Below are 17,139 nucleotides of genomic sequence, written 5' to 3' on the forward strand. Positions count from 1 at the left end.
AAAGCTAGAGCGACACATCAACAATGTAGTGCCCCTGAAGCCAATTACGGCCAATTAATAATTTATAAGACATCTTACTTCTGTCTCTTAGGTTAACCTTCACTTTATATTCTTGACCTGGTTCACCCACCTTGAGCTCGACCATGTAACGGATTTCGCTTCCTTGTGCGTTTCTGATCAATGAGGTTTCCACAATGCGAGACTTAACCACATGGGACTCGCCCTTTTCATTCTCAGTGGTAAAATGAATCACCTTACCGACATTTTTTTCCATGTCGGGATCTTCATTTTCAATTTTCATGTCATAGGCATGCAATGAGTTTTCTACCGCCCCTGTATCGATACGGGTTTTAAAGATTAATCCAGATTCGACAATACTAATCGGTGCAGTCGGACCAATTAACTTCTTCTCCGACACATCTACAACATAGCGATCTTTAAGCCAGTTACGCCCGATCAACAGCTTATAGTCCATATGGCTACGATCTCTAAGGTTTACTCTCACCTTGCGCTCTTTGCCCTTAAAGCCAACATCGAGGTCGACCATATAGCGGGTCTCTGTTCCCTGAGAATTACTCACTGTGGAGGTTTTAACTATCTTGGCCTTCAAGCGCTGCTTTTCACCAAGATTGTTCTCAGTCGTAAAAGAAACCATCTTGCCAATGTTATCTTTCATCTTCTTAGCGCTACCACCTTCTACTTCAATGTCATAAGCATGCAGTGAAGTATTACCCGCTCCGGTGTCGATACGTGCAACATAAGAAAGACCTGCATGGGCCACCGACATTTTGGCAGTAGAACCAATGACAGCTTTCTCACTCGCTGCCACCGACAGAGACGACGTTAGTAGTAATAAACACAACCCTACTTTTTTAAGCATTGTGATTCCTTAATATGGTTAATAATTAACAGAGACTTGTTTAGCTTCATGATAGCAAGAAATAAAGGTGAATGAAGAGCGGGGATTATTACATATCAAAGCTGTATGAATACTGGTCCTTTAACAAAAATAACGGCTGTACTTGGTTAACATTAAAAATTAAGTTATTGCATTTAGTATATAAACTGAAATATGAATAAGCTAAATAATGCGGATGTACAGGTGCAGTGGTAAGCATGCCATTTTCGATTAAAGCTCGTATTAAACAGTCTTAAATGCCGATAAAACTGCACTGCCAGCCAGACTAAGACGAAGGGTACAAATGGTAAAGACACCACTAAAGGAAAAAAGCCCCAACCAAGATCAAGAGCGTTTTCACTGAACAATCTCAGAAAAAACCAAAACACGAGCAAACAGGCATATACAAACATATGCTGCCTATTCATGGATTTTCTTATATTACTCAGCATAGTGCACTCCCGCATAGATACTGCAACATTAGGCCTTTAGGCCAAGAGCAACAAGCTGATAGCGAGAGAGAACTGTAACTAAATATAAAATGCCTAAAATCATTCAGCAGTTAATCTAGCAATTTCTTGGTCAAACAGATTCTTAATCAAACAGGAAAACTCGGAAATAAACCGAGTTTGCTCCGCGGTTGCCTTATGACTAGCCACTCGAGCCAAGATCTCCTCAAGATCGTAAACAATGGCATCGACTTCTCGGATCACTAGGTTTCTCTGGGAGAAAGTCAGTGAAGGGTTTTGGCCACAAACCATGATGATTTGTGCAGCAAGTTGTTCTTCAAACAGTTCCATGACTGTTTCTTCACAGGCGTTATGTTGCTGTGAGTTTTCAAATATTCCTAAATGCTCAGTCAAATACTGGATCAGGTGCACATATCCATCTTTATCAGTAACCATACTCAACCTAAAATACACAAATCCAAACACTCTGAGAATTTTCTCTAAAGCACAAGATACGTGAAAAATTTATTATTTATCTTCTAGAGTGGATACTATCTGAGTTTATTTCTAATTGAAATCATCCCGATTTGAACCGTGTCACTTTTGCGATGAAGCGCGCTACATTGAACATAACGCTCAGTCCCCTAATCTCACAAAATTAAAGTCTGCGAGACCAAGTAACTTTGTAAAAACTAAGCAAGAGCAAAGCATATCTAAGTGAAAGGCTGTACCATCCGCTAAAATGACAGTACAACCCTAAATCTAATAACCCTAAACGCGTTTTATAACTATTGTTTTAGGTTCAGCATAAAAGAGACAGGTACCGCTTTACTAATCGCCGATAATCCAGCTACTTCACGCAGTTTTTCGACTCCTGCTGTCAGACCGAAACTGTCAGCATTCACTATTACTGGGGCCACACTGGCAACGAGAATGTGAGAATCAGATAACTTGGCGATGCTCACAGTAAAAGCCATCTTTTGCTTCTTACCATGCAACGCTACTTCTGCATCAACAGTTGCCACCTTCACCGAACCTACGGCTAGATCTGCGAGCAACTTAGGGTCAACCTTGGCTTTCAGAGTCAGCTTCGGATACTTATCCACTTCAAACAGTAGAGAGTCCATACGCTCATCACGAATGTCGATGTTTGTTGCCACACTTGCCAAGGAAATTGAAAAATTGAACTGTCCTTTATCATTCAAGGTTCCTGCAACAGAGTTAAAATGATGGACCTCAGCAATATCGCCCTTCTTAATCGATATAAAGTTTACATTGGAGCCGTCATTCTCAACAGTCCAGGTACCTGCTGAAGCCACCAGCGACAAAGGCAGCAATAATATGCCTATGATTATACTTTTCATTTTCACTTCCTCTCGAGATTTAGTTATTCACCTTGATAGTTAAGCTTAATCTAATTCAACGATTTACCATTCACAAGCGCTTATTTTTAAACTACCAGCCCCAGTAATGATTAGATCGATAACTTACCAGTACATTCATTTATATTAGGATGGATCGCCAGAAACACAAAAGCCGCAACAAATGCGGCTTTTAAAAAAAACGATAGTTATGGAGCTAAACGACTGTGTTCCCAGCTATCTTCGTTCTTGGTATAGATAAATCGGTCGTGTAAACGATGTTCGCCACCTTGCCAGAACTCTATACTTGTTGGCCTAACAAGATAACCGCCCCAAAATTTCGGCAGAGGTACATCACCTTTAGCAAACTTAGCTTTCATCTCGGCAAACTTACTTTCAAGCGCTTTTCTTGCGCTAATAGGGCTAGATTGTTTAGATACCCAAGCAGCAATTTGGCTCTCTTTGGGACGGCTCATAAAGTACTTCAGTACCTCGGTTTTAGACAGCGGCTCCGCAACACCAGTAACCGCAACCTGCTTATCTAAGCTATGCCAAGGAAATAGAATGCTAACCTGTGCATTATTAGCAATATGCTGGGCCTTACGGCTCTCTAGATTCGTGAAAAATACAAACCCATCATTATCAAATCGCTTGAGTAATACAATTCTCTGGAAAGGCTGACCATTCTCATCGACTGTCGCGACAGACATTGCCGTTGGATCTTTAATGTCAGAATCACGAATGACTTCCAACCACACGTTAAATAGGTCCATAGGATCACTAGGCACCTCTTCATTATGCAATCCACCTAATGTGTATTCGCGTCTGATATCACTGATCTCTGACATGTTAAAATCCTTTCAAAGCACATAAAAAAAGAAGCGCTCATTGAGCGCTTCTTTAATCATAACAATCTTAGTCGTTAGGCGGGAGCCTTTTAACACACTCCCTGACTAGATATTTTCATCTAATACGTTAGCTAGGATGACTTATTTGATTTTGCCGTTAGACTCAGCCCAAACGTGTAACATCTCTAGGCCTAAGGTTGCACCCGCTAAAGCAGTGATCTCTGCGCTGTCGTAAGCAGGAGCGACTTCAACCACGTCCATGCCCACAATCTTCATGCCTTTTAGACCACGAATAATTTTCATTGCCTTGTCGCTGGTCAAACCGCCACATACAGGCGTACCTGTACCTGGTGCAAAAGCTGGGTCTAAACAGTCAATATCGAAGGTCACGTATAGTGGCATATCGCCAACACGCTCACGAATTTGCGCAACGATCTCATCAGCAGTCATTTCATTCGCTGCCGCCGCATCAATAACTTTGAAAAGATGATTTGCAGTATCGTACTCGGTACGAATACCGACTTGAATTGAATTCTCAGCTGCGATAATCCCTTCGTTTGGCGCATGATAGAACATGGTGCCATGATCATACTTGCTACCTTGGCTATAAGTGTCGGTATGTGCATCAAAATGCAATAACGCCATCTTACCGTGCTTCTTATAATGCGCACGTAGCAGAGGCAAAGTCACAAAGTGATCGCCACCAAAGCTTAGCATTGCCTTATCAGCTTCTAGGATTTTTGTCGCGAAATCCTCAACTCGCTGAGTAAAGTCAGCAGAATCACCACAGTTATAAACTAAATCACCCGCATCGACGATTTTCACGTGCTCGCTTAATTTAAACTGATAAGGCCAGCGAGTTTCTTCCCAAGCTAAGTTTACTGAAGCATTACGAATTGCACCTGGTCCCATACGTCCACCAGAGCGGCCCGTTGTAGCCATATCAAAAGGTAAGCCTAACACTACAACATCCGCATCGCCTTCTAATGGTTTGAAGTCTAACGGCTGTCTTAAGTAACCAAATGCATTTGAATAAAGCGAATAATCAGGCTTATCTGCAATAGTGGTCATAAATACTCCATAAAATGTCTAGAGTCACAATACTTCAGCGCACAGGATTTCACTGTCAGCTTGTATATAGTGATTGTAATTAAATTCATTAAGCTGATTTAACTGTAGATCACAACTCGCTAGCCTTCGATGCGAAGGAAAGTCTTGATTGTAAATCTGCATATTCATCCCAATGATGTCCCAACTGCGGGGGTTCAATATTTTCAACAACTCAGAGAAAATATTGAACGGGTATTGCGAAAAATGCAAGTTCGTTTCAATACTCACATAAGAGCTTCGCTCTTGAGGCGTAATATGTATGGTTATAAATCTATCTTCAAACAAGCCATTAACTGAATAACCACAGGGCTTAAATAGGTAATCATCCAACTTAAACTGCGGTAATAACCGCTCTAATTGCAACAAACTACGGATCTGCTCACTCGATTGTTCATCGCTGCGCAAATACTCAGCTACCTCACCTTTGATGTGATACATCAACAAACTCGCACCACTGTAACTATCTTGGCTTGGTTGACTACAAAATAGGTAATGGTGGTGGTTATCTAAATGCCCTACTCGATATGCGATGCCTGGAATATGAGCTTTAAGTTGCTCTATATCATCCTCAAAACGGCTTGCTTGGAGATGGGATAAAAACTCACTCTTACGTTGATAATTTAAGCTTGAGATACACTTTGTACCAAGCTGTTCAACCAAATAAGTTGCCGCATCGACTAAGCGCGTGTTTCCACATGTGATTAATAGAAGTTTATGTTCCCAGACAAATAAACTCGATTCGCTAAGCACATAAGCATCACAATGTTGATTTGAAAGTACCGATAAGATCTCGGCTCCAGCTTCTGCAAGTGCTTGCTGCCAAAAGTCGTTAGGTAAAGATCGTAATGAAACAGCACTACGACTCATGTGTAGCTCTATTTTCTTCTCCGACCCTTCAAAAAACATCTTATCGTAATTCCTTCAAATATCTGCCAGCAATAAAAACTCTCATCTAACGTAAGTAGTTTGAACGCAAAACTCGCATTAAAGTTCCTTTACGAGCTTAGATGAGCTCTAAGTCAAAAGGCCTTGGAAGCTATTGTTTGATCTATGTCAGACTTAAAACAAAACCAGCTTCAAGCGAACTTAAAGCTGGTTATGTAGCTCGAGAGCAGTTATTAGCCTTTGTAAAAATACTTAGGCTACTAACCTCACGCGACTAGGCATCCGATTACGAGAAATCTTCTAGGTAAGTGTAACCTTTAAGACCTAGCTGTAATTCTTCAAGGATGTTAGCACGCTCGTCTTCTGCGATATGCTTGTTTACTAACTCTTCATAGGTTCTCATAAATGAAACCGCATCCAAGTTAACGTATCTAAGCACGTCAGCAACCGTATCACCGGCTAATACCGACTCAACATTAGTGCGCGCATCTTCGTCCAAACGCACAACTGCTGAGTTAGTGTCACCAAACAGGTTATGCATATCACCTAAAATCTCTTGATATGCACCGACTAAGAAGAAACCGATTAAATACGGGCTCTCTTGTGTCCAAGCTGGTACAGGCAACGTCGTTTCAATACCTTGACCTTCTACGTACTGATCCACAGTACCGTCAGAGTCACAAGTGATATCCAGCATTACTGCTCTGCTCTCTGGCGCCTTATCAAGACCCGATAGTGGCATCACTGGGAACACCTGATCGATACCCCATGCATCAGGTAGCGACTGGAACAATGAGAAGTTAACAAAAAACTTGTCAGCTAACTTTTCGTTTAATTCATCGATAACAGGCCTGTGGAAACGATACTTTGAGCTCATGCTACCTTGTAGTTCGTAACAAACACGTAAGTTTACCTGTTCAGCCCATGCACGCTCAGCTAAACCTAACTGACCAACAGCAAACAGTGAGTGCACTTCTGTTAAGTCACTCTGACAATCATGGTAAATCTCAATCAAGGCACGCTGATCGGCTTTACCACTGACTTCAATCCAAGACTGCCACATGTTGTGTAGTAATTGAGGCGCGTCTTCTGCTGGAGGCTGAATATCTTCAGGCTTATAAGCTTCAGTACCGATCACGTCTGTTAGCAATACCGCATGATGTGCTGTCAAGTAACGGCCCGATTCAGAGATAATTCTCGGCATCGGCTGCTCATACTCTTTACACATATCAGTAAGAACACTCACGATATTGTTCGCGTACTCTGTTAAGCCGTAATTCATTGAATGGCTACTTTGACTACGAGTACCATCATAATCCACCGCTAAACCACCACCCACGTCAAAACACTTAACGCTAGCGCCAAGCTTCATCAACTCACAGTAGAAACGGCCAGCTTCGCTTACACCCTGTCTAATATCACGAATGTTGGCGATTTGCGAACCTAAGTGGAAGTGCAGCAACTCTAATGACTCAAGCATGTTTTCTTGCTTTAGCGAGTTGATTACCTGCAACACTTGAGCCGCACTCAAACCAAACTTAGACTTTTCGCCACCACTTGCTTGCCACTTACCTTTACCTTGGAATGCCAAACGAACGCGCAAACCAAGACGTGGCGTCACGCCAAGCTCTTTAGCTTGCTCAAGTACGACTTTAAGCTCAGACATCTTCTCAAGGACGATATACACCTTGTGACCAAGCTTTTCACCGATAAGTGCAAGTCGAATGTATTCTTTATCTTTATAGCCATTACAGATGATGACTGAACTGGCTTTTTGTGCCATCGCGAGCACAGCCATTAGCTCAGGCTTACTGCCCGCCTCTAAGCCTAACTGTGGTACTTCTTTGGCAACCTGACTGGCAAGGATTTCTTCAACAACAGTTTGCTGTTGGTTTACTTTAATCGGGTAAACCAGCAAGTAATCATTTTCATATTGATACTTATTAATTGCCTGATTAAATGCCTGACAAACGCTATTTACTCTATGATGTAAAATTTGTGGGAAACGCACCAAAACCGGTAAAGCCACACCTGACTTGACCATATCTTTTGCCATTTCATTCAAACCAATTTTACAATCTGGGCGGCTTGGATCTGGTGAAACTGTCACCTCTCCGTCATCGCTAATGCCGTATAGTCCTTGGCTCCAGTGATTTACGTTATAACTTGCGCGTGCATCATCAATAGACCAATTGCTCATATTTGTCCTAACCTGTCTATTTAACTTAAATAAGCTGATCGAACCTTTGTCATTTCAATCAACTTGCGATTATTTAAATCAGTAACATCCCGATTCATCTACAAAGTACAAATTGTCTGGATTAACACTCAGTAACATCGTCAGCGCTACCCTCAATAAGTATTAACTATACCCAGTAAAATCGCCTGTTAAAATTAGGTCGATTCACTACTTTTACGGTTACTAATGAATGTATGCCCTTAGAGCAAAGATGTAAAATCTAATCCGTAAAAAACTATTTGTGACTTTCAATATTACCTAACCGCAGTTCGGTATTTTTCATTCAAAAAGTGTGAGCACGAACAACGCACTTTTCCCACAGAATTTTTGCGGCGCAATTAAACCTTGAGACAAGTGATAATGCAAGACTCATATGCGCATTTAGTGCTAATTTATTATCACCCTATAATAGCGCGATAACATAACGTACCATTTATGCCTCTATTCGTGATAAATGCCCTATTTTAATTACAGTATGCCCGCTCTTTAGGGCATTAGTTTCAAGAGGCTAAAGCATATTGGAATGTTTTCCACTATAATCCCAGCTGAATTTAATCGTTACTGTTTTTAAAGTAGAGAACATCATGATCCAGATAGGCAAAACCTGTAAGTTAGAAGTCGTCAAACAAGTTGATTTTGGTGTCTATTTAGACGCTAAAGAGATGGGCCAGGTACTTCTTCCTCGCAAAGCTGTACCAAAGGATTGCCATGTTGGAGATATGGTCAATGTGTTTCTCTATTTAGACTCAGAAGACATGATCATTGCAACGACTAAGCGTCCTTATGCGCAAGTCGGTCAATTTGCTTATTTAGAAGCAAAAGAAAACGGCCCATATGGCGCCTTTTTAGATTGGGGCTTAGAAAAAGACCTGTTATTACCTTTTAGTGAGCAGCACAGAGAAATCGAAGTGGGTAAATCCTACTTGGTTTACATCTATACCAGCCATGTCGATGACCGTATCGTCGCGTCAGCTAAGGTCGATAAGTTCCTTGATTTAACTGAACCTAAATTCCGCAATGATGAAGAAGTTAATCTCATTATTGGTGGCTCAACCGATCTTGGCTACAAAGCCATCATCAACAATACCCACTGGGGCGTATTGTACAAAAATGAGGTTTATACTCGTTTAAGCTTCGGCCAAAAATTGAAAGGCTTTATCAAGCGCATGAGAAGTGATGGTAAAATTGACCTTATCTTACAAAAAGGTGCAAAAGAAGAGCTTGATAAGCACTCTGTGACGATTATGATCAAGCTTAAGCAAGCTGGTGGTTTCTTACCGCTAAATGACAAAACCGATGCCGAAGTCATCTACTCACAACTATCGATGAGTAAGAAAGCTTTTAAAAAGAGTATTGGTGGCCTTTATAAGAGTAAGCAGATCACTATCTCACCAGATGGGATCCGTCTCGAAGATTAAGTTATTTAGCCGTAATGCTTGTAAAACAAGCAATTACCGAGCTAAACCTTATATACTCTCTTGCATTAAAGCATGGCTCTGTTATAACAAAGTCATGCTTTTTTATTAAGAGGTTAATATGGAACTGACTTTACACGAAGCTCGCGTCATTGGTGTTTTACTCGAAAAAGAGATCACAACCCCAGAGCAATATCCGCTTTCTTTAAACAGTTTAACCTCAGGCTGTAATCAAAAAACCAGCCGAGAACCCGTCCTAAGCCTCAGTGAATCAGAGGTGCAAAATACCTTAGACACACTCACTAAAAAGCGATTGATCTCAGAACAATCAGGCTTTGGTAGCCGAGTGGTAAAATACAAACATCGTTTCTGCAATACAGAATTTAGCGACCTACAACTTAAATCTTCCGAACTGGCTGTTATCTGCCTTTTACTCCTTCGCGGACCACAAACGCCTGGAGAGCTCAGGACTCGCAGCAATCGATTACATGATTTTCATGATGTTAACGAAGTCGAGGCAACTCTAAACGAGCTACAAAGACGAGAAGCACCACTTGTCATGTTATTAGCTAAAGAGCCTGGTAAACGCGAAGCGCGCTACCGCCAACTGTTCACAGAGATCGATGCCAGTCAAGAGCCATCTTTGCAGCCATCCTCTAGTAATGGCGCGGATAGCTTAGCGGCGCAGGACACCACGGCCCTCGAAGCGAGAGTCACAGCTCTTGAGCAAGAAATGGCCGAGTTAAAGGCACAGCTTGAAGAGTTAATTGGTCACTAAGGCTTATTCACATTCATTTACAAGCTTAAGATTAACGCCTAATCGCAATAGGTGTTAATCTGATATTTCTATCAACTTCCAACTATTAAGGGATTAGTTTGCAAAACAGCTCCCCAAAAAATAGCATGCTTAAAAATACGCTATTACTCGCACAGTTTGAGCTTAAAAAAATGCTCTTTAACCCAAGAGGGGTAATTGCACTCATCGCATTTTCGCTCGTTTGGCTACTCATTTTGCTCTACCCTATTAGTGGTGCATCAAGCTTCTTACTCAACCCAGATTTTAGAGGATTAATCGAAGGGATTTTCGGCCCACAAGCGGTAAACGAACTGTTTAAATGGCCTGTGGCCGAAATGGCAGTCTATTGGATTGCAGCACTTTATATTTTCCCACTATTTAGTATCTTTGTGTCCGCTGATCAATTTGCAACCGATAAGTCTCGGGGTACCTTTCGCTTCTACACTCTGAGGACTGGGCGAGACAGCCTGTTTTTCGGTCGCTACTTAGGCCATATGGCGCTACAGAGTCTGCTGCTCATATTAACCGTCATCGCCACGATTGTGCTTGCCGTCAGTCGAGATACGACCCTGCTAATGCCATCTTTGTTCTCGGGGCTTATTGTCACGGTTAACCTCATCATAGTGTTATTGCCTTATACCGCGTTAATGGCGCTTTTATCGCTTTATGCCAGTTCGGCCCGACAAGCGACTATCTACGCTATCTTAGTTTGGGCCTTGATGTCGGTGAGCATTGCTATCATCAACAACTATTTACCCATCATTAGCGAATGGAAGTGGATCCTTCCAGGCTCACAAATCTCCTTGATGATAAATACCCAAGGTTTAGGCAGCTTTATCTACGCTCCAGTACCGTTGTTACAAGCCATTGCATTGTTGTTTTTAGGCAAAATATATATCAATAGGAGCGCATTATGAGCTTAGTGAGTTGCACAGGATTATCTAAGTCCTACGGCAGTAAACAAGCCTTAAAACAGGTGAACATTACCCTTGAGGCCGGTAGCCCTATTGCATTAGTTGGGCCTAATGGTGCTGGTAAAACCACGCTATTTAGCCTTCTGTGCGGATTTATCACCCCATCATCAGGAGAAGTGTCTTTATTGGGAGAAAAACCTGGCAGTGAGGCATTGCTAGGGAGAGTATCCTCTCTTCCTCAAGATGCCGCGCTCGATCCCAATCTTGATATCATCACTCAGCTAACGCTGTTTGCCAGATTACAGGGATTCTCAACTAAGGCAGCGAAAGACGAGGGAATAAGAGTTCTGACATTGGTCGACTTAGCCGACAGTGCACAACAAAAGCCGAAGTCATTAAGCCATGGTATGTCAAAGCGAGTATCCATCGCTCAAGCACTTATCGGCTCGCCTGAGTTAGTACTACTCGATGAACCAACGGCAGGCTTAGATCCCGCGAATGCTAAGAAGATCCGAGAGTTAGTTAAGACACTTGCCGAGCAAACAACTTTTATCATCAGCTCACATAATTTGGACGAACTGGAAAAACTATGTGATCAAGTGCTTTACCTTGAGCAAGGTCAATTAAGCCAATCTGTATCGATGAAAGAGTCGCAACATGAAGATTACTTAACTCTCACTATGCAGCAATGCGATGCAAATGCATTGATCTCTGCGGTAATGGAGATGGCTGATATTAGTTCTATCGATGAGCGCCAAGCCAACCAGTTTTTAATTAAGCATAATAGCGAAGAAACCTTTGCTATCGAGATAGCTTTACTCGGCTTATTTAAACAACACAACTGGCAGTATAAGGCTATCTTGAAAGGGCGAACCTTAGAAGAACAGCTTTTCTCTAAGCCTTAACTCAATTAGATGTAAAATAGAAATGGCGCCGCTCGGCGCCTTTTTCTTTTATCAACCTGCATAGCATTTTCGACGCAGCTGCAGCCATTAAATTTGAAGCAAGTAAATTCAAATGAGAACTCATTTTAAAAAGAACTGATTAAAAGAGAGCAACCATACTCCCCAGCTAGAAACCTGTGTAACGCTCAAACAAGAAGTACCAACCTAGTAAGTGACTATCAATCAAGTATCGTCCAACCAAGTATCGTCCAACCAAGTATCGTCCAACCAAGTAACATCCAACCAAGTAACACCCAACCAAGTAACATCCAACCAACCAACACCCAACCAAGTAACATCCAACCAAGTAACATCCAACCAAGTAACTCAATCAAATAACTCAATCAAATAACTCAATCAAATAACTCAATCAAATAACTCAATCAAATAATTATCAACCAAGTAAAGTCAGCCATATAACCGAGTGGCTTTAGGGGCTGAATACAAACTGCGAATGTGTGGGTCCGTAACAATGAACCTTGGGATTGTGATTGGTGAAGCACTAATACCAATCAGTGGGGTTTGCAGCGAGTGAAGAGCATAGTTGTTCTAGGGATTTGTTTATTAAGAGTCAAAGCATCAGAACCGCTGAAACTCGTCATTTGGGAGCGTTTTTTGGCTGCTGACTTCTGCTTTGAAATGCTTCACAAGGAGTAACCATTCTTTCAGCTAATCGCCTTGAATTAGTTTGCCAAAAACGCTCTGGGTAAATCAATATCTTATACTGATTGGTATAAGGCACACAGCCGAGCGTATGAAGCTTAAAGCTCGAAGCAAGCATTCAGAACCAAGGGTTCAAAAAGGCTAACTTAAAACACTAACCATAGATATTACAGAAACTAAAAAGTACGGCAGTCTGTTAGAGGCAAAACTAGGAATGTTAAGACTTAATCGCTGAATCGAAAGTCTAAAGAAAGTTGGCGGGTCTAAGACTAGAAACGAAAAAAGAGCCGTGGTAAACCACGGCTCTTCAAAATTCTGTGTGATTAGCTAGTGCTAATCAAGCTGGTAACTTAAACTACAGTTACGTTCTCAGCTTGTGGGCCTTTTTGACCTTGAGTAACAGTAAACTGAACTTTTTGACCTTCGTCAAGAGTCTTGAAACCGTCAGAGTTGATAGCGCGGAAGTGTACGAATACGTCTGGACCAGACTCTTGCTCGATAAATCCGAAACCTTTATCAGAGTTGAACCACTTAACAACGCCAGTAACTTGAGACATAATATTGAATCCTGTAAATATAAATTAAAGCCTTAACGGCAGTAGAGCTGGAAAATGCCGGTTTACTTAATGTTAACAGGACGAACATGTCGTATTGAACACATAAAAATAAGCCTAACCTTCAAGCTGCAACCACTATAAACCATTCTCATCATAAGTCAACACTCATTCGTATCGTTATTTTGAGTCTTTTTACTTATATTTCTGAAGCTTGCTAAATATAACAAAAAATAATTTCTATCCGTTCAAACTTAAACCACAACAACCGCTTAAAAAACAACCACCAAGCTGCAACCTTTGATTTATAAGGCTCTGAAGACTTCCACTTTAAAATCTAGCTCACAGCTCAAACCAGAATTAGCCAATGCTAATTTTTGTTCTTCTGTTAATTTCCAGTTATAAGGTGTCATCTTTAAGAAATGACCTATGTCATCAGAATCGCTCAGTGTTAACAACTGCTCAATCCGCTCCTGATGGATTAGCTCAAAGCCCTCTATTTGCGAAGCTTCTTGCGTATGCTCTTTAGGGTTATCATAAATCAGCTCTTTGAGAGCAAAATGATGTCTTGGTCCTGCGCAAACCGTAATTAAAATCCCACCCGGTTTAATCACTCGCTTAAGCTCGACATCTAAAGATGGCGCATAAATCCGTAACATAAAATCGAAGCTATTGTCAGGGAATGGCATATCGAACGCGCTGGCGACACTAAAAGCAATCTTAGGGTAGCGCTTAGCTGCATACTTAAGAGCTGATTTACTGATATCGACACCATAAAGTGCAAACTCTGGTGGTAAGCTCTCAACCAAGCGATTTGAATAATAGCCTTCTCCGCAACCAATATCTAAGCCCGAGCGAGCTTCATCGAGATACTCGTTAGCTAAAAGATTAACCTTGTCACTAAGAACTTGGTAATAACCCTTATTAAGAAACTCACGTCTGGCGAACATCATCTCTTTATTGTCACCAGGATCGTTAGATTTTTTCTTCTGTACAGGCAGTAGATTCACATACCCTTCTTTTGCACAATCAAATCTATGGTTAGCAGGACAGCACCAGGTCTTATCTTGTTTTGATAAAGCCTGTTCACATAACGGGCAGCGGTAAATCATTAATCAATCTCCAAAAAAGACCATGTTTTAGAAGTAAGACTTATCTTCTAACTCGCGCAAATAAAGGTAACGCTATACATTCAATCATAAACGAACTAACCGTAGCCTTAGGATTCTTCTGGCTAGAGTCCGGTACCCCAAGATATTAATGAGTAATACGACTATGATGACTTCAAATGCGGCTTCTACTTGCTACCAATATACAGACACTACTGACTTTGATATATCCATTCTTGAATCTTAACCACACGTACTAGATATATGATTGGTAACGGGCGTTAGAGCCAATAATTCTTGGCAGCGGCAACATCTTTACGGTGTAAAAATCGGAGCGCTATTCTACTTCGCTTGCCTTTTTCGATCCAGTCAGTAAGCAGGCATAAACTCCGGAAAACAGCGCTATGGAGCAAAAGGAAACTAAGACATTCAAATCACTCAAGTGCTATGATAGGCATAATTATTATTTGTGATAGCCAATCAATATATGTCTACCAATAACCAACCTACCCTCTTCTGGCACGATTATGAAACTTTCGGGGCTAACCCCCCTAAAGACAGGCCTTCTCAGTTTGCTGGCGTGCGCACAGATATGGATCTTAATATCATCGGTGAGCCAGAAACCTTTTATTGTAAAGTGGCTAATGATTATCTGCCGTCACCTGAAGCTATCTTAATCACAGGTATTACTCCACAGCTTGCAAACTTAAAAGGCATGCCTGAGTCTGAGTTTATGAACAAGATTAATAGCCTATTTAGTCAGCCAAAGACTTGTGTGGTTGGTTACAACTCATTGCGATTTGATGATGAGGTGTCGCGCTATGGCTTTTATCGTAACTTTATCGATCCTTACGCACGTGAGTGGCAGAACGGCAATACTCGCTGGGATATTATTGACCTAGTACGTGCTTGTTACGCTTTTAGACCAGAAGGTATCAATTGGCCAGAAAAAGAAGATGGCTCGCCAAGTTTTAAACTTGAACAACTTACAGTGGCCAATGGCTTAAGCCATGAAAAAGCCCATGATGCTATGTCAGATGTATATGCCACCATCGATATGGCGAAACTGATTAAATCTGTGCAACCTAAGCTATTTGACTATTACTTTAGCCTCAGACAGAAACAAGCGGTATCAAAGCTAATTGATGTACTTGATATGAAGCCACTTGTGCATGTTAGCTCCAAGATCAGCGCGCTAAACGGTTGTACAACTATCATCGCACCTATTGCTTATCACTCCACTAATAAAAATGCGGTTATTTGCGTTAACCTTGCTATGGACGTCTCACCGCTTATCGAGTTGAGCGTCGAAGAGATCCGTGAGCGTATGTACACCCCTCGCAGCGATTTAGCACCCGACGAATTACCTATTGGTTTAAAGCAGATCCACATTAATAAGAGTCCATTTATTGCGCCTGCAAATACGTTAACTGACGAAAATGCAGCAAGGCTTGATTTTGATAAAGCCTTTGCCAGAGCACAATACAAAAAACTAAAGCAGCACCCAGAATTGCGCGAAAAATTAGTTGCAGTATTTGAGGTCGAGCATGAAGACAAAACTGTTGATCCCGATCAAGCACTCTATAGCGGCGGTTTTTTCAGCTCTGCTGACAAAGCCAAGATTGAAATCATCCGTAATACTCAACCGAGCAACCTAGCGGCACTTGAGCTTGATTTTGACGATGAGCGGCTTGCTGAGATGCTGTATAGATACCGCGCACGTAATTACCCAGAAACCTTAAGTGACTCAGAGCAATATCGTTGGCGCGAATTCTGTCAATCGAGATTAAACGATCCCGACTACATTATTCGTTTAGAAAACTTGCTTGAAGAAACCGAGCAAGACGAATCTAAGCAAAAATTATTACAGGCTTTATGTCATTATCTTAGAAGCCTCTAGGCTTTATAGATAATAAATGCGATCTTCATCTCATTCTGTATGTAACAAGCTTACTAGAATGATATTTCATTAGCGTTAACAAAAAGGAAATAGCGAATGCAAGACAGATTCTTAAAAAGCATAGCTAAGTTACCTGAGCCTCTAGCAACAGCAATCGTGCCATTACTGGATAAAGACTTTGCAGGCCATTTAGATGCACTACAGTTAAACGAGTTACAAACTAAAAGTGGTATGGAGCTCAATGAATTACTCTTGGCACTACTGCCAATAGCAGCGGCTTTGGCCAGGCCACCAATCAGTGAATTTCATGTCGGTGCAATCGCCAAAGGTAAGAGCGGTGATATCTATATGGGAGCGAATATTGAGCTACCAGGTGAAGCCCTCTTTCACTCTGTTCACGCAGAGCAGAGCGCAATCAGCCATGCATGGTTAAGTGGCGAAAGTATTATTGAAGACATTATAGTCAATGCGTCACCGTGTGGGCATTGTCGCCAATTCATTAATGAGCTCGTTGACGGTGAAAAAGTTAACATTCACTTGCCCGATCAAGCCACTGCACCGCTATCTCACTACTTACCTTATGCATTCGGCCCAAGCGATCTTGATGTCACAGAACCTTTGCTTTCGAAGCAGCAGCAAACGCTGACATTAGATTCAAACGACCCGATGATCATCGAAGGCTTAGATCATGCAGGGTTAAGTTACGCACCTTACACAAAAGCTTATGCCTCTGTTGTACTAGAAACTAAAGACGGTGCGACTTACTGCGGACGCTATGCCGAGAACGCAGCATTTAATCCGTCAATGCAACCCATGCAGATGGCTTTATCGACGATGGCGCGTCACAACCGTGACTTTAGCGAAATTAACCGCGCAGTATTGATAGAGTCTTCTAAAGGGGTGATATCGTTAGTAGGAGCTGCCATGGACGCCCTTCACAGCGTTGCGGCTGTTGAGCTTGAACATATTGTAGTTGAGCCAGAATAAAGCTGACTCTCTAGATGAATAAGGCTAAACGAAAAAGGACCACATATGTGGTCCTTTTTGTCTTTAT

Annotated in this window: 16 protein-coding genes; 6 read left to right on the forward strand and 10 right to left on the reverse strand. The window is 41.6% G+C overall.

What is annotated here, in order from left to right; all coding sequences use genetic code 11:
• Positions 1 to 4 precede the first annotated feature (4 nt).
• From Q1A86_RS12200 to speA, 7 genes are all read right to left on the reverse strand, one after another.
• On the reverse strand, positions 5 to 880 hold the full coding sequence (locus tag Q1A86_RS12200; protein ID WP_299806890.1) for a RimK/LysX family protein: 876 nt from the start codon (positions 878 to 880) through the stop codon (positions 5 to 7).
• A 569-nt stretch (positions 881 to 1,449) separates the two neighbouring features.
• Positions 1,450 to 1,803, reverse strand: coding sequence for a DUF3802 family protein (locus tag Q1A86_RS12205; RefSeq protein ID WP_299806892.1), 354 nt, complete (start codon positions 1,801 to 1,803; stop codon positions 1,450 to 1,452).
• A 332-nt stretch (positions 1,804 to 2,135) separates the two neighbouring features.
• Positions 2,136 to 2,711, reverse strand: coding sequence for a YceI family protein (locus Q1A86_RS12210; RefSeq protein ID WP_299806894.1), 576 nt, complete (start codon positions 2,709 to 2,711; stop codon positions 2,136 to 2,138).
• A gap of 206 nt (positions 2,712 to 2,917) precedes the next feature.
• Positions 2,918 to 3,556, reverse strand: coding sequence for a pyridoxamine 5'-phosphate oxidase (pdxH, locus tag Q1A86_RS12215; protein WP_299806896.1), 639 nt, complete (start codon positions 3,554 to 3,556; stop codon positions 2,918 to 2,920).
• 141 nt (positions 3,557 to 3,697) lie between these two features.
• Entirely contained in the window at positions 3,698 to 4,627 is a 930-nt protein-coding gene (gene speB, locus Q1A86_RS12220) for an agmatinase (protein ID WP_220767540.1), read from the reverse strand.
• A gap of 24 nt (positions 4,628 to 4,651) precedes the next feature.
• Positions 4,652 to 5,572, reverse strand: coding sequence for an adenosylmethionine decarboxylase (locus Q1A86_RS12225; protein WP_299806899.1), 921 nt, complete (start codon positions 5,570 to 5,572; stop codon positions 4,652 to 4,654).
• 265 nt (positions 5,573 to 5,837) lie between these two features.
• The gene (speA, locus tag Q1A86_RS12230; RefSeq protein WP_299806901.1) at positions 5,838 to 7,751 is read right to left on the reverse strand and encodes a biosynthetic arginine decarboxylase; all 1,914 of its coding nucleotides are present in this window, start codon (positions 7,749 to 7,751) and stop codon (positions 5,838 to 5,840) included.
• Between the two features lie 623 nt (positions 7,752 to 8,374).
• Here speA and Q1A86_RS12235 point away from each other — a divergent pair.
• The 4 genes from Q1A86_RS12235 to Q1A86_RS12250 all read left to right on the forward strand — a co-directional run bounded on the left by Q1A86_RS12235 (position 8,375) and on the right by Q1A86_RS12250 (position 11,820).
• Positions 8,375 to 9,208: a S1-like domain-containing RNA-binding protein gene (locus Q1A86_RS12235; RefSeq protein WP_299806903.1), complete on the forward strand. Its 834-nt coding sequence runs from the start codon at positions 8,375 to 8,377 to the stop codon at positions 9,206 to 9,208.
• A 118-nt stretch (positions 9,209 to 9,326) separates the two neighbouring features.
• Positions 9,327 to 9,983 (forward strand): DUF480 domain-containing protein, encoded by a 657-nt coding sequence (locus Q1A86_RS12240; protein ID WP_299806905.1) that lies wholly within the window; start codon positions 9,327 to 9,329, stop codon positions 9,981 to 9,983.
• Between the two features lie 125 nt (positions 9,984 to 10,108).
• On the forward strand, positions 10,109 to 10,918 hold the full coding sequence (locus tag Q1A86_RS12245; protein ID WP_299807067.1) for an ABC transporter: 810 nt from the start codon (positions 10,109 to 10,111) through the stop codon (positions 10,916 to 10,918).
• Positions 10,915 to 11,820: an ABC transporter ATP-binding protein gene (locus tag Q1A86_RS12250; protein WP_299806907.1), complete on the forward strand. Its 906-nt coding sequence runs from the start codon at positions 10,915 to 10,917 to the stop codon at positions 11,818 to 11,820. Before Q1A86_RS12245 ends, Q1A86_RS12250 begins: the two co-directional genes overlap by 4 nt.
• A 218-nt stretch (positions 11,821 to 12,038) precedes the next feature.
• Here the strand turns inward: Q1A86_RS12250 and Q1A86_RS12255 are convergent, their stop codons facing one another.
• The 3 genes from Q1A86_RS12255 to rlmA form a co-directional block, all read right to left on the reverse strand.
• Positions 12,039 to 12,203, reverse strand: coding sequence for a hypothetical protein (locus tag Q1A86_RS12255; RefSeq protein WP_299806909.1), 165 nt, complete (start codon positions 12,201 to 12,203; stop codon positions 12,039 to 12,041).
• Between the two features lie 669 nt (positions 12,204 to 12,872).
• A complete protein-coding gene (locus Q1A86_RS12260) occupies positions 12,873 to 13,079 on the reverse strand; it encodes a cold-shock protein (RefSeq protein WP_012155714.1) in 207 nt (68 codons plus the stop codon).
• Positions 13,080 to 13,381: 302 nt separating this feature from the next.
• Positions 13,382 to 14,188, reverse strand: coding sequence for a 23S rRNA (guanine(745)-N(1))-methyltransferase (gene rlmA / locus Q1A86_RS12265; RefSeq protein ID WP_299806911.1), 807 nt, complete (start codon positions 14,186 to 14,188; stop codon positions 13,382 to 13,384).
• Positions 14,189 to 14,672: 484 nt separating this feature from the next.
• Between rlmA and sbcB the strand changes: the two genes are divergently transcribed.
• Positions 14,673 to 16,085, forward strand: a complete 1,413-nt coding sequence (gene sbcB / locus Q1A86_RS12270) for an exodeoxyribonuclease I (RefSeq protein WP_299806913.1) — start codon at positions 14,673 to 14,675, stop codon at positions 16,083 to 16,085.
• A gap of 96 nt (positions 16,086 to 16,181) precedes the next feature.
• Positions 16,182 to 17,072: a cytidine deaminase gene (gene cdd / locus Q1A86_RS12275; RefSeq protein WP_299806915.1), complete on the forward strand. Its 891-nt coding sequence runs from the start codon at positions 16,182 to 16,184 to the stop codon at positions 17,070 to 17,072.
• Positions 17,073 to 17,139: the final 67 nt, after the last annotated feature.

The sequence above is a fragment of the uncultured Shewanella sp. genome (genome assembly GCF_947497935.1).
Taxonomy (GTDB): domain Bacteria; phylum Pseudomonadota; class Gammaproteobacteria; order Enterobacterales; family Shewanellaceae; genus Shewanella.

Excerpts from the sequence above, each read along its gene's own strand:
- Q1A86_RS12200 (WP_299806890.1), bottom strand. The coding sequence starts at position 880 with ATGCTTAAAAAAGTAGGGTTGTGTTTATTACTACTAACGTCGTCTCTG.
- Q1A86_RS12205 (WP_299806892.1), bottom strand. The coding sequence starts at position 1,803 with ATGGTTACTGATAAAGATGGATATGTGCACCTGATCCAGTATTTGACT.
- Q1A86_RS12210 (WP_299806894.1), bottom strand. The coding sequence starts at position 2,711 with ATGAAAAGTATAATCATAGGCATATTATTGCTGCCTTTGTCGCTGGTG.
- pdxH (WP_299806896.1), bottom strand. The coding sequence starts at position 3,556 with ATGTCAGAGATCAGTGATATCAGACGCGAATACACATTAGGTGGATTG.
- speB (WP_220767540.1), bottom strand. The coding sequence starts at position 4,627 with ATGACCACTATTGCAGATAAGCCTGATTATTCGCTTTATTCAAATGCA.
- Q1A86_RS12225 (WP_299806899.1), bottom strand. The coding sequence starts at position 5,572 with ATGTTTTTTGAAGGGTCGGAGAAGAAAATAGAGCTACACATGAGTCGT.
- speA (WP_299806901.1), bottom strand. The coding sequence starts at position 7,751 with ATGAGCAATTGGTCTATTGATGATGCACGCGCAAGTTATAACGTAAAT.
- Q1A86_RS12235 (WP_299806903.1), top strand. The coding sequence starts at position 8,375 with ATGATCCAGATAGGCAAAACCTGTAAGTTAGAAGTCGTCAAACAAGTT.
- Q1A86_RS12240 (WP_299806905.1), top strand. The coding sequence starts at position 9,327 with ATGGAACTGACTTTACACGAAGCTCGCGTCATTGGTGTTTTACTCGAA.
- Q1A86_RS12245 (WP_299807067.1), top strand. The coding sequence starts at position 10,109 with ATGCTTAAAAATACGCTATTACTCGCACAGTTTGAGCTTAAAAAAATG.
- Q1A86_RS12250 (WP_299806907.1), top strand. The coding sequence starts at position 10,915 with ATGAGCTTAGTGAGTTGCACAGGATTATCTAAGTCCTACGGCAGTAAA.
- Q1A86_RS12260 (WP_012155714.1), bottom strand. The coding sequence starts at position 13,079 with ATGTCTCAAGTTACTGGCGTTGTTAAGTGGTTCAACTCTGATAAAGGT.
- rlmA (WP_299806911.1), bottom strand. The coding sequence starts at position 14,188 with ATGATTTACCGCTGCCCGTTATGTGAACAGGCTTTATCAAAACAAGAT.
- sbcB (WP_299806913.1), top strand. The coding sequence starts at position 14,673 with ATGTCTACCAATAACCAACCTACCCTCTTCTGGCACGATTATGAAACT.
- cdd (WP_299806915.1), top strand. The coding sequence starts at position 16,182 with ATGCAAGACAGATTCTTAAAAAGCATAGCTAAGTTACCTGAGCCTCTA.